Source organism: Arthrobacter sp. 135MFCol5.1 (assembly GCF_000374865.1).
Classification (GTDB): domain Bacteria; phylum Actinomycetota; class Actinomycetes; order Actinomycetales; family Micrococcaceae; genus Arthrobacter.
The window spans coordinates 144,063-155,902 of sequence record NZ_KB895455.1 but is presented as its reverse complement, the minus strand read 5'-3'; the positions used below and the strand labels follow the sequence as shown (position 1 = coordinate 155,902).

At 66.3% G+C, this 11,840-nt stretch carries 14 protein-coding genes; 11 read left to right on the top strand and 3 right to left on the bottom strand.

Features of this window, described 5'->3' with window-relative positions; all coding sequences use genetic code 11:
• Positions 1 to 47: 47 nt before the first annotated feature.
• The 4 genes from C563_RS0109315 to C563_RS22105 all read left to right on the top strand — a co-directional run bounded on the left by C563_RS0109315 (position 48) and on the right by C563_RS22105 (position 3,037).
• Positions 48 to 1,067, top strand: a complete 1,020-nt coding sequence (locus C563_RS0109315) for an acetylxylan esterase (protein ID WP_018761779.1) — start codon at positions 48 to 50, stop codon at positions 1,065 to 1,067.
• A 242-nt stretch (positions 1,068 to 1,309) separates the two neighbouring features.
• Positions 1,310 to 2,431 (top strand): 3-deoxy-7-phosphoheptulonate synthase, encoded by a 1,122-nt coding sequence (locus C563_RS0109310; protein ID WP_018761778.1) that lies wholly within the window; start codon positions 1,310 to 1,312, stop codon positions 2,429 to 2,431.
• A 143-nt stretch (positions 2,432 to 2,574) separates the two neighbouring features.
• Positions 2,575 to 2,787, top strand: coding sequence for a helix-turn-helix domain-containing protein (locus C563_RS0109305; protein WP_018761777.1), 213 nt, complete (start codon positions 2,575 to 2,577; stop codon positions 2,785 to 2,787).
• Between the two features lie 151 nt (positions 2,788 to 2,938).
• The gene (locus C563_RS22105) at positions 2,939 to 3,037 is read left to right on the top strand and encodes a 30S ribosomal protein bS22 (RefSeq protein ID WP_003792170.1); all 99 of its coding nucleotides are present in this window, start codon (positions 2,939 to 2,941) and stop codon (positions 3,035 to 3,037) included.
• A gap of 140 nt (positions 3,038 to 3,177) precedes the next feature.
• Here the strand turns inward: C563_RS22105 and C563_RS0109300 are convergent, their stop codons facing one another.
• The gene (locus C563_RS0109300) at positions 3,178 to 3,996 is read right to left on the bottom strand and encodes an HAD family hydrolase (RefSeq protein WP_018761776.1); all 819 of its coding nucleotides are present in this window, start codon (positions 3,994 to 3,996) and stop codon (positions 3,178 to 3,180) included.
• A 78-nt stretch (positions 3,997 to 4,074) separates the two neighbouring features.
• Here C563_RS0109300 and C563_RS0109295 point away from each other — a divergent pair, with 78 nt between their 5' ends.
• Together C563_RS0109295 and C563_RS0109290 are read left to right on the top strand one after the other, a co-directional pair.
• Positions 4,075 to 4,329 (top strand): glutaredoxin family protein, encoded by a 255-nt coding sequence (locus C563_RS0109295; protein WP_018761775.1) that lies wholly within the window; start codon positions 4,075 to 4,077, stop codon positions 4,327 to 4,329.
• 10 nt (positions 4,330 to 4,339) lie between these two features.
• Positions 4,340 to 5,044 carry a redox-sensing transcriptional repressor Rex gene (locus C563_RS0109290; RefSeq protein ID WP_018761774.1) on the top strand — a complete coding sequence of 235 codons (705 nt, stop codon included), beginning with the start codon at positions 4,340 to 4,342 and terminating at the stop codon, positions 5,042 to 5,044.
• A gap of 74 nt (positions 5,045 to 5,118) precedes the next feature.
• On the opposite strand, the gene C563_RS0109285 is transcribed toward C563_RS0109290, so the two are convergent.
• The gene (locus C563_RS0109285) at positions 5,119 to 5,961 is read right to left on the bottom strand and encodes a hypothetical protein (protein WP_026264589.1); all 843 of its coding nucleotides are present in this window, start codon (positions 5,959 to 5,961) and stop codon (positions 5,119 to 5,121) included.
• Between the two features lie 202 nt (positions 5,962 to 6,163).
• The gene (locus C563_RS0109280; RefSeq protein ID WP_018761772.1) at positions 6,164 to 6,712 is read right to left on the bottom strand and encodes a YceI family protein; all 549 of its coding nucleotides are present in this window, start codon (positions 6,710 to 6,712) and stop codon (positions 6,164 to 6,166) included.
• Positions 6,713 to 6,914: 202 nt separating this feature from the next.
• On the opposite strand from C563_RS0109280, the gene C563_RS0109275 reads away from it, so the two are divergent.
• From C563_RS0109275 to ccsB, 5 genes are read left to right on the top strand one after another with little or no spacing between them, the layout of a single operon-like run.
• Positions 6,915 to 7,595, top strand: coding sequence for a histidine phosphatase family protein (locus C563_RS0109275; protein ID WP_026264588.1), 681 nt, complete (start codon positions 6,915 to 6,917; stop codon positions 7,593 to 7,595).
• A gap of 35 nt (positions 7,596 to 7,630) precedes the next feature.
• Complete coding sequence (locus C563_RS0109270; RefSeq protein WP_018761769.1) at positions 7,631 to 8,209, top strand: TlpA family protein disulfide reductase; 579 nt, start codon at positions 7,631 to 7,633, stop codon at positions 8,207 to 8,209.
• Between the two features lie 15 nt (positions 8,210 to 8,224).
• On the top strand, positions 8,225 to 8,980 hold the full coding sequence (locus C563_RS0109265) for a cytochrome c biogenesis CcdA family protein (RefSeq protein ID WP_018761768.1): 756 nt from the start codon (positions 8,225 to 8,227) through the stop codon (positions 8,978 to 8,980).
• Positions 8,980 to 10,752 (top strand): cytochrome c biogenesis protein ResB, encoded by a 1,773-nt coding sequence (resB, locus tag C563_RS0109260; RefSeq protein WP_018761767.1) that lies wholly within the window; start codon positions 8,980 to 8,982, stop codon positions 10,750 to 10,752. Before C563_RS0109265 ends, resB begins: the two co-directional genes overlap by 1 nt.
• Entirely contained in the window at positions 10,752 to 11,840 is a 1,089-nt protein-coding gene (ccsB, locus tag C563_RS0109255; RefSeq protein ID WP_018761766.1) for a c-type cytochrome biogenesis protein CcsB, read from the top strand. Before resB ends, ccsB begins: the two co-directional genes overlap by 1 nt.

Here is an 11,840-nt window from a genome sequence, read left to right as displayed (position 1 = left end):
GTAGGCTGCAACCAGGCCGCCAACCACCCCTGACAGAACGGACAACGATGCCCCTCTTCGACCTGCCCCTGGCCCAGCTGCGCAGCTACACTTCCGACGTCACGCCGCCGGAGGACCTGGGCGCGTTTTGGGACGCCACCCTCGAAGAAGCCAGGGCCTTCCCCTTGAACGCCGCGTTCGAACCGGTGGAGAACCACCTGACGGTCATCGACACTTTCGACGTCACCTTTTCCGGCTACGGCGGGGCGCCGGTCAAGGGCTGGCTGCACCTGCCCGCCGCCCGGGAAGACGGCACCAGGCTGCCCGTGGTGGTGCACTACGTGGGCTATTCGGGCGGCCGGGGCCTGGTCAACCAGGACACCCGCTGGGCCCAGGCCGGCTACGCGCATTTCATCATGGACACCCGCGGCCAGGGGTACGGCGGCACCCTGGGGGACACTCCGGACCCGCACCCCTCCGCCGGGGACGTAGCGCACGCGGGCCTGATGACCCGGGGCCTGGCGAAGCGCGAGGACTACTACTACCGGCGCGTCTACGTGGACGCCTTCCGCGCCGTGGAGGCAGCCCAGGCCCACCCCGCCGTCGATCCAGCCAAAGTGGTCCTCGCCGGAGTCAGCCAAGGCGGCGGCATCGTGGTGGCCACGGCGGGCCTCACTGCGGGACGGCTCGACGGCGTCATCGCCGCCCTTCCCGACGTCCCCTTCCTGCAGGACTTCCCCCGCGCCATCGACATCACCCCGCGCGGGCCCTACCCGGAGATCGCCCAGTTCCTGGCGCGCCACCGCGACCGGTACCAGCACGCACTCGAGGTCCTGAACTACTTCGACGGCGTCAACCTGGCCCGGTACGCCACGGCACCGGCGCTGTACTCGGTGGCCCAGATGGACGACATCTGCCCGCCGTCCACGGTCTTCGCCAGCTTCAACGCCTACGGCTCCGGGACGTCCGGGGCATCCTCCACCGGGGCGGCCAAGGAGATCGAGGTGTACCGGTTCAACAACCATGAAGGCGGCCAGGAACACCACTGGATCCGGCAGCTGCAGTACCTGCGCAAGCTCCTGGGGTAGGCCGGCGCGGGAATGTGACGGACGATGATTTTGCGGCGGCGGACGGCCGGGCTTATGGTCTTTTCCATGACTAACCGTTGGTATGCGTATTTTTCGTTGGCTCTGGAGGGGCCCGCGTCTAACTGACACGCATCCAGCATTCCTTCAGAGCCAACAGGGCAGAGATCATTCTCTGCCCTTCGCCGTTTCTCCGGCGGGTTCTGACATCCGGGCCCGCTTCCCATCTGGAACAGGACCCGAACATGAGCACCGCAACAGCAGCAGCCGCCAACGCCGGCACCACATCCACCTCGAACCTGCGCGTCAGCGAATTCACCGCGCTGCCCACCCCTTCCGGGCTCCTCGCCGAACTGCCCCTTGACGCCCGGGCGGCTGACGTCGTCGAACGCGGACGCGACCAGGTCCGGGCCATCATGGACGGCGTGGACGACCGCCTGCTGGTCATCGTAGGCCCATGCTCCATCCACGACCCCAAAGCCGGCCTGGAATACGCCCGCCGGCTGGTCAGCCAGGCTGAAAAGCACAAGGAAGACCTGCTGGTGGTCATGCGGACCTACTTCGAAAAGCCCCGCACCACCGTCGGCTGGAAGGGCCTGATCAACGACCCCCGGCTGGACGGCAGCCACGACATGGTCACCGGCCTGCGCACCGCCAGGCAGTTCCTTCAGCAGGTGACCGCGCTGGGACTGCCCACCGCCACCGAATTCCTGGAGCCGATCAGCCCGCAATACATGGCGGACCTGATTTCCTGGGGTGCCATCGGCGCCCGCACCACCGAGAGCCAGATCCACCGGCAGCTGGCCTCCGGCCTGTCCATGCCCATCGGCTTCAAGAACGGGACCGACGGCGGCCTGCAGGTGGCGATCGACGCGTGCGGCGCCGCGGCGGCGGCGCAGGCGTTCCTGGGGATCGACGGCGACGGCCGGGCGGCACTGGTGGCCACAGCCGGGAACCCGGATACCCACGTCATCCTCCGCGGCGGACGCAAGGGCCCCAACTACTCAGCCGACGACGTCGAACGGGCGTCCGGGGAGCTGGCCGGAAAGGGCCTGAACCCGCGCCTGGTGGTTGACGCCAGCCACGCCAACAGCGGCAAGAGCCATCACCGCCAGGCCGAGGTGGCGCTGGAGATCGGTGCCCAGCTTGAAGACGGGGGCGCCGCGGCGCAGGCGATCGCCGGGGTGATGCTGGAAAGCTTCCTGGTGGGCGGCGCCCAGAACCTGGACGTTGCCGAGCATGCGGCCGGCCGCTCCGAACTCGTGTACGGCCAGAGCGTCACCGATGCCTGCATGGACTGGGACGTTTCCGCCTCCGTGCTGGAGCAGTTGGCTGCCTCGGCGCGGAAGCGCCGGCAGGCGAAATAGTGGCTTTACCTACTTTCACATCTGCCACATGAACATCTAGAGTATCTATTTAGGTGATTGGTGGATGGCTCAGCATCGGAACACCGCATTGGCACGTACCTGGGGTCACTGTTGTCCATCCGTCAGCAAAGGAAAATAGGGAAATGTCGGCAGAACAGAACTTCTCCAACGCGAAGTTCCTGACCGTGGCTGAAGTGGCCGAGGTCATGCGCGTCTCTAAAATGACTGTTTACCGGCTGGTCCACTCCGGCGAAATGCCGGCAGTGCGGTTCGGCCGCTCATACCGGGTACCTGAGAATGCCGTGGAGCAGTACCTCAAGGGTGCCGTGGTGGACGGTCACTCCGAGACAGCCTAAGGCAGCTTGTCCCAAGCCGCCTCCGATAGGCGGTACCCTGTTAAGGAACGTTTTACGTCATTGTAAGAATCTGTCAGTTGTCCAGTTCGTAGCTCTGTCCACGAACCATTTCCATCAGACAGGTACTGCATCTAGTTTGTAAGGAACTTTCGTGGGTTCAGTTATTAAGAAGCGTCGCAAGCGTATGGCCAAGAAGAAGCACCGCAAGCTGCTTCGCAAGACTCGTCACCAGCGCCGCAACAAGAAGTAGCAATACTTCGAACAGCGTGGAGAACGCCCGTCGCCTGCAAAGGCGGCGGGCGTTTTTTCGTGCGCTGGAGGCTACGGTGCGGGAACCTGCAGGCGGGGGCAGGCAGACTCGCGGGATATCCAGACGCGCGTGAAAGCTAGCTACAGGCGCGGGCCGCGCATCCGGGCGAAACCCTTCCACAGCCCGTAGATGGCGCCGCCAAAGGTTGCCACCTTAAGCCCGAAGGTGGCGGCGCGGCGGCCGGCACGGAAATCGTAGACCGGCCAGTTACGGTCGCGGGCGTGCCGGCGGAGCTTGGCATCGGGGTTGATGGCCACGGGGTGGCCTACCAGGGAAAGCAGCGGGACGTCGTTATAGGAGTCGCTGTACGCCCAGCAGCGCTTCAGGTCCAGGTCCTCCTCGTCGGCGATGGCCTGGACAGCCACGGCCTTGGCCGAGCCATGCAGGATATCGCCCACCAAACGGCCGGTGTACATTCCGTCGGAGACTTCCCCGACCGTGCCGAGGGCGCCGGTCAGGCCCAGGCGGGTGGAAATGACCGTGGCAACTTCGATGGGCGTGGCCGTGACCAGCCACACCCGGCGGCCCACGCGCAGGTGCTGCTCGGCCAGGGCCTTGGCACCCGGCCAGATCCGGGAGGCGATCATTTCGTCATAGACCTCTTCGCCCAACGCCCGGATATCGTCAACGCTGATGCCCACAGCCAGGGTCAGGGCCGAGTCCCGGACGGCGTGGACATCATCCATGTTTTCACCGCGGGCCACAAACTTGAACTGTTTCCAGGCCATACCAGCCGCCTGCCTCAGGGTGAACGCCCCGCGCTGGTGCATTTTCCGGGCCACATGGAAGAGGCTGGCGCCGCGCATCAAGGTGTTGTCCACGTCGAAAAACGCCGCTTCACCGGGCTGCGGCGCAGTGACGGGCCGCGTGACTACGGCGACGTATTTCTCCTCGGGCATGGACTCGAGTCTAGTCAATAGGCCGGCCCGCCGCCGTCGGCGTCGCCCGCATGCCGCGAACGGCGATACCGTTAAGCCATGGCTACCCCCCGCGTCGTCCTGGTCACCAAAGCTGACTGCCACCTTTGCGAAGAGGCGCGCGACGCCGTCGGCCGGGTTACCGCCTCGTTGGGACTGACCTGGGCCGAAGAGTCGGTGGACCACCAGCCCGAGCTGCGCGAACGCTATGCCGAGGAAATCCCGGTGGTCCTGGTGGACGGGGTCCAGCGCGACTTTTGGAAGATTGACGAAGGCCGCCTGGAACGCGTGCTGCAGCGCGCCATGGCCCGGTAGGGGGAGGCCAATGACGTCCTTGGAACCAACGTCCCAGCCTGTCCCGGACCTTCCGGGCGCCACCGGTGCGCCGGCCAAGCAGATCCCGCCCGCGGCGGTGGCCCGGCTGACCCTGTACCTCCGTGCCTTGAACACCTTGCTGGCAGAGGGCGTCGAGCGGGTCTCGTCCGAGTCATTGGCGGAGGCCTCCGGCGTCAGTTCCTCGACGCTGCGCAAGGACCTGTCCCATGTGGGGTCCTACGGCACCAGGGGAGTGGGCTACGAGGTGCAGTACCTCAGCCGCCATATCGCAGCGGCCCTTGGCCTCACGCACGACTGGAAAGTCGCGATCGTAGGCGCCGGGAACCTGGGCAAGGCCCTGGCCCGGTACGGCGGCTTCGAGTCCCGTGGGTTCGACGTCGTGGCGATCTTCGACGCCGACCAGATGGTGGTGGGCAACGAGGTGGGCTGGCTGCGGGTCAGCGACGTGGCAGACCTTGAAACCGTCCTGCACCGCACCGGAGCCAACATGGTGGTGCTGGCGCTGCCGGCGGCGGTGGCCCAAGGCATCTGCGACCGCGTGGTGGCCGCAGGCGTGCACAGCGTCCTGAGCTTCGCGCCCGTGATGCTCCAGGTCCCCGAAGGCGTGAACCTCCGCAAGGTGGACATGGCCACCGAGCTGCAGATCCTGGCATACCACGCCCAGCGGGCACAGGCGCCGGGCCAGACCGCGTAAGGACCACCGGATAAAAGAAAACGGCCCGGGACGCTGCGAGGCGTCCCGGGCCGTTTCCGTGGTGTGGCAGGCTGCTACCGGCCGTAGGGGTTTCCGAAGCCGCCGGCATACGGGTTGCCGAACTGCTGCTTCCGGAAGTACGGGGCGGCCGCGGGAAGGTAGAGCAGCACAATGGCCGCGATGCCCAGGACCGTGCCGACGGTGGCGAACGACGGAACCCCGAAGAGGCCCAGCACCGACAGGGCCGCCAGCACCGTCCCCAGGATGCGTGCCCAGTTCTTGCCCTTGCGGACGAAGAATGCCACCAGCAGGTACAGTCCGGCCCCGATGATGGCGAAGACCACCAGGGTTCCGGCGATGACGCCCTTGATGTCGTCGTACGTGACGCCGGCGTCGCTGGCCTTGACCTGCTGGTCAAAGGCCTGCCGGAATGCCGGATCATCAAGCTGGGTCAACCCGGTGAGCAGGGAGATGACGAAGATCACGGCGGCTGCGATCAGCATCCGAAAGGAAATGTTGACCAGTTGGGGGATGCCGGTGCTTTCCGCCGGCTGCGGCTGCTCCGACGGGTACTGGCCGTAGGGGGACTGGCCGTACGGCTGCTGTCCATAGGGCTGCTGCTGTCCGTAGCCGGGGGCCTGCGGGGCGTTCTGCCCGTACTGGGGCGGGTTCTGGCCGTACTGGGGCGGGTTCTGGCCATACTGCGGAGCGTTTTGCCCATACTGCGGGGCCGCCGGCGGCTGTGAATCGGGTGCGTTCTGTCCGTATTGGGGAGCATTCTGCCCGTACTGCGGGGCGTTTTGTCCGTAGCGGGGCTGCTGGGCGCCGGGCTGCTCGGCCGGCTGGCCGCTGCCGGGCTGGTCGCTTCCGGATGGCGGATCGTGGGGCACGGGAGGCGGGACGGGAGGAGTACTCATGGGCGTTCCTTCTGCAGGTCGGGATCCGGGCGGGCTGCCGGGAATCGGTCCTGTGCCGCCCCCAGCATGGCTTAGGTCCACCGTACCCCCGGCAGCCCTGGTTGTGCGTGATTCCGCGGGGCCGTTCACGGTGCGACGGGCCTTAAATGCGGCACCCCGGCACCAGGCGAAATGCCTGCTGCCGGGGTGGGCCGGAGCGGAATCAGGCTGCGGGAGCGATGAAGGCGAGCTCCAGGTTGATGGCAACCTTGTCGCTGACCAGCACGCCGCCGGTCTCCAGGACGGCGTTCCAGGTCAGGCCGAAGTCCTTGCGGCTGATGGTGGTCTCGGCGGAGACGCCTGCGCGGGTGTTGCCGAACGGGTCAACGGCCACGCCATTGAACTCGGTCTCCAGGGTTACCGGGCGGGTGACGCCCTTGATGGTGAGGTCGCCGGTGAGCTCGTAGCTGTTGCCCTTTGCCACCAGGCCGTTGGAGACGAAGGAGATCTCCGGGAACTTCTCCACGTCGAAGAAATCCTCGCCCTTGACGTGGCCGTCGCGGTTGGCATCGCCGGAGTCGAAGCTGGCGGTCTTGATGGTGGCGTTGATCTTCGAGTCGGCCACATCCTCGACGAGGTCAAGCGTCGCGGCGGCTTCGGTGAACTGGCCGCGGACCTTGCTGATGCCGGCGTGACGGACGGTGAAGCCGATCTCGCTGTGGGAGTTGTCCAGGGTCCAGGTGCCGGTGGTGACGTCTGCGGGAAGTGCCATGATGATGCTCCTTGTTCGTAATGCCTGTTGTGGTCATGCGGTTGAACCTTCATCGGTTGAAGCCTCAACTAACTTGCTGCATCCAGTATAAACATGCATTTGCATCTTTTGTTCCCCCATTCGGAACATTTCTCCAGAAACTTAAGTTCTACTGTTTGTAGAAGATTTCGGATCGCACGCCATCTTTGAGAAACTGGTAAACATGCCCCAAGCCACTGTCCATCTGCTCCGCCACGGCGAGGTCCATAATCCCGACGGCGTTCTGTACGGACGGCTCCCCGAATTCCACCTCTCCGAACTGGGGCAGGAGATGGCCAGGACCCTCGCCGAGCACTTCCGGCAGCGTGCAGAGCAGGGCGCGCGGATCACCTACCTGGCCGCGTCGCCGCTGGACCGTGCGCAGGAAACGGCACGGCCGACGTCGGAAGCCCTGCACCTGGAAATCCACACGGAGCCGCGGATTATCGAGGCGGAAAACTACTTCGAGGGCATGAAGGTCACCAAGGCAGAACTCCGCCGGCCCAAGCACTGGCCCCGGCTGGTCAATCCACTGCGCCCGTCGTGGGGCGAGCCCTACACGCAGCAGGCGGCCCGCGTTGCCGCCGCAGCGCAGGACGCCCGGCTCCGGGCAATTGAACTGGCCGCCGGCGATTTCGGTGCCGCAGGACCTGAGGCCATCCTCGTCAGCCACCAACTGCCCATCTGGGCCGCACGGCTCAGCGCCGAAGGCCGGCCCCTGTGGCACGATCCCCGCAAGCGCGAGTGCACGCTGACCTCCGTCACGTCCCTGGTGTTCGACGACGCCGGCTCCCTGGTGCGGGTCGACTACAGCGAACCCGCCGCGTCCCTTCTTCCCGGTGCCGCCAGCACCCCTGGAGCCTAGCTGTGACCAATGATTTCCTCCCTACGCGCCGGAGCATGCTCGCCGCGGGCGGCCTGGCCCTCGGCGCACTGAGCCTGGGCTTGTCCGGCTGCGCCCAGGAAGACGCCCTGGCCAAGCAGGCAAAGGCCGGCGACAACAAGAACTACGTGGCAGGGGACGGTTCCGTCACCGAATTCGCCGCCGGCGACCGCAAGGAAGCCGTCCAGATCCAAGGGGCACTCTTCGGTGGCGCCAAGGTCACCCCTGCCGACTTCCAGGGCAAGGTCAGCATCCTGAACTTCTGGTTCGCCGCCTGCGCCCCGTGCCGGGTGGAGGCGCCCATCCTCGAAGAACTCCATCAGGAGTTCAAGGACCAGGGCGTGCAGTTCTTCGGCGTCAACCTCCGGGATGAGAAGCCCACGGCGGAGGCGTTCGAGAAGACCTTCAACCTGACCTACCCGAGCTTCGATGACAAGGACGGCGGCGTCCTGCTGTCCGTGTCCGGCCTGGTTCCGCCCGGGGCAGTTCCCACCACCCTGGTCCTGGACGAGCAGGGGCGCGTGGCGTCCCGGGTCCTCGGCGAGATCGAAAAGGGCACCTTGAAGGCCCTCATCACCGCCGCCGTGGCGGAGTAGGGCGGCCCGGGAACCGTGAACAGTCCCTTCGCCGAAGCCATCCTCAGCGGCTCGCTCCTCCTGGCCATCCCGGTGGCGCTGCTTGCCGGGCTGGTGTCCTTCCTCTCGCCCTGCGTGCTGCCCCTCGTTCCGGGCTACCTCGGCTACGTCACGGGATTGAGCGGCCTTGACCTGCAGAAGCAAAAGCGCGGCAGGATGCTGGCCGGCATCGGCTTGTTCGTCCTGGGCTTTTCGGTGATCTTTGTCCTGCTGGGCGGCGCCTTCGGGCAGCTGGGCACCCTGATCAGCGGCAGCCGCAATGCCTGGATCACCCAGCTCCTGGGGATCCTGGTGATCGTCATGGGCATCGTGTTCATGGGCGGCTTCAGCTGGCTCCAGCGGGACGCGAAAATCCACGCCAAACCCCCTGCCGGGCTCTGGGGAGCACCGTTGCTGGGCCTGACCTTCGGGTTGGGCTGGGCGCCGTGCATCGGGCCTACCTACTCCGCCGTGCAGCTGCTGAGCCTCTCCGGCGGATCGTCCGCAGCCAAGGGCGCATTCCTGGCGTTCGTCTACAGCCTGGGACTGGGCATCCCGTTCCTGCTGATCGCGCTGGCGGTGCGCCGCGGGATGGGCGTCATGGCGTTCTTCCGCAAACACCGCCTTGCCATCCAGCGGACCGGCGGCGGCATCCTGGTGGTGCTGGGCCTGCTGATGGCCACCGGCGTCTGGGGAGCCTGGGTGACCGGGCTGCAGTACTGGTTCCAAACCGACGTGAAGTTGCCGATCTGATGAGCGAGCGTGTGAACGTAAAGAAGAAGCAAGCCACCCCTGTCGCGGAAGCCAAGGCAGAAGCCACCCTCCCGGTGCTGGGCCCGGTTGGCATGCTGCGGTGGGCCTGGACCCAGCTGACCAGCATGCGGACAGCACTGTTCCTGCTGCTGCTCCTCGCCGTCGCCGCCGTCCCCGGCTCCCTGTTCCCGCAGCGGCCTGCCAACCCCTCCGTGGTGACCCAGTACATCAAGGACCACCCGGACTACGGCAAGCTGCTGGATTCCCTGCAGCTCTACGACGTCTACTCCTCGGCCTGGTTCTCCGCGATCTACCTGCTGCTCTTCATCTCGCTGATCGGTTGCGTGGTGCCGCGAGCCATTGCCCACTACAAGGCCATGCGTTCCCAGCCGCCGCGTACCCCGCAGCGTTTGTCCCGGCTCCCCGAATACGGCACCCTGGTGGTTCCCGCCGACGCCGGGATCCCGGCGTCGGACGCCATCCACAGCGCCGCCGGGCTGCTCCGCAAGCGCGGCTACCGCGTGGAGGTCAGGGATGCAGACGGCGCCCTGCCGTCCCTGGGTGCCGAGCGTGGCTTCCTGAAGGAAGTGGGCAACCTGGTCTTCCACACCTCGCTGATCGGCGTGCTGGTGTCCGTCGCCGCCGGCGGCCTGTTCGGATACAGCGGCCAGCGCATCCTGGTGGAAGGCGACACGTTCGTGAACACCCTGGTGGGCTACGACCAGTTCAACCCGGGCACCAACTTCCAGTCCAGCCAGCTCCAGCCCTACTCGCTGCAGCTGGACAAGTTCAACATCACCTTTGACCGGGAATCGAAGGGCAAGTTCGGCCAGCCCATCGACTTCTCGGCCGCCGTCACCACCAAGGAAACCCCGGACGCCCCCGCCAAACAGGAAATCCTGAAGGTCAACGATCCCGTAAGCCTGGGCGGCACCAGCATCTACCTCACCGGCAACGGCTACGCACCCGTGGTCACGGTCCGCGACGGAGCCGGGAACATCGCCATGCAGGGCCCGGTGGTGGCCAAGCTGCAGGGGGACAACTACTACTCCTCCGTGGTGATTAAGGTCCCCGACGCGAAGCCGGACCAGCTGGGCTTCGTGGGCTTCTTCCTCCCCACCGCGTTCGTCACGGACAAGAACGTTTCGTTCAGCGCCGACCCCGAGCTGTTCAACCCGCAGCTGACCCTGAACTCCTACTACGGCGACCTGGGCCTGAACAGCGGTGCGCCGCAGAACGTCTTCGAACTCGACGTCAGGAACCTGACGCCGCTCAACGCGCGGAACCTGGCCGCAGGCGGCATCACCCTGGCTCCGGGCTCCACCTACACCCTGCCGGATGGCAAGGGCACCATCAGTTTTGACGGGGTGAAGCGCTACATCGGTGTGGACATCCACCACAACCCGGGCCAGGTCTACGCCCTGGTCTTCGCGCTCCTCGCGGTGGCGGGCCTGATCGTCTCGCTCTACGTCAACCGCCGGCGCGTCTGGGTGCGCACCGGCACCGCGGCGGACGGCCGGACCATGGTGGAGTACGGGCTCCTGGCCCGCGGCGAGGACCACCGCCTCGCCGGCGAGGCGGCCGCCCTCCGGAAACTCTTCACCACGGAATGGCAACTGCCCGAGGACAACGCCGCCGACGAAACGGCATCCGACCACGCTGATGCCGAAGGCACCGCCGGGTCCCAGCAAACTCCCAGCCGGGCAGGCGATAATGTCGCAGGCTCCGTCAGCACCCCAGCAGGCCCCACCGGGCCCGAAAAGGACCAGTAATGCCATTTGGAATCAACGAAACCATGGGCCAGTACAGCGAACTCTTCATGCTGCTGGCGGCGGGTACCTACACGGTGGCTTTCATCGCCTTCGCCTGGGACCTGGCCAAAAGCAGCAAGGCGCTGCGCGCAGTGGACCTCAAGGCGGCCCATGCGGGTGCCCCGGCCAAGGTTCCCGTAGCAGCCGGCGTTGGCGCCGGCTCCGCCGAGGCCCGCCTGGACGGGCCCGCCGGCCGGGCCGAGCGGCCGTCGTCGTCAACTGCCAAGGCCAACGCGGCAGGTTCCGGCAGCGTCGCCACGGCCGACGGCGACATGAAGTATGCTGCGGAGCGCCGGGTCCCGGCGCGGGTCGCCGTGGCCCTGACCACCCTCGCCGTCCTCATCCACGGCGCCGGCGTGGTGACCAGGGCCCTTGGTGCCGGCCGGGTGCCGTGGGGCAACATGTACGAATTCCTGACCACCGGCGCGTTCCTGGTGGCGGCTGTGTTCCTCCTCTCCCTGATCCGCCGCGACCTCCGCTTCCTGGGCACCTTCATAGTGGGCCTGGTCATCATCATGATGGTTGCTGCATCCGTGGCCTTCTGGACCCCCGTCGGCCACCTCGTGCCCGCGCTGCAGAGCTACTGGCTGGTCATCCACGTTTCCATTGCGGTGCTGTCGTCCGCCTTGTTCACACTGACGTTCGCCATGTCCGCCCTGCAGCTGGTCCAGTCCCACCGGCAGAAGGCCGTTGCCGCAGGCGGCGCCGACAAGCTCGGCTTCATGCGCCTGGTGCCCTCGGCGCTCAGCCTCGAAAACCTGTCCTACCGCATCAACGCCATTGCCTTCATCGGCTGGACCTTCACGCTCATGTTCGGTGCGATTTGGGCAGAGAAGGCCTGGGGACGGTTCTGGGGCTGGGACACCAAAGAGGTATGGACGTTCGTGATCTGGGTTGTCTACGCCGGCTACCTGCACGCCCGGGCCACCCGCGGCTGGACCGGAACCCGCGCCGCCTGGCTGTCGATCGTGGGCTACTGCTGCGTGATCTTCAACTTCACCATCGTGAACACGTTGTTCAACGGGCTCCATTCCTACTCCGGGCTCTGA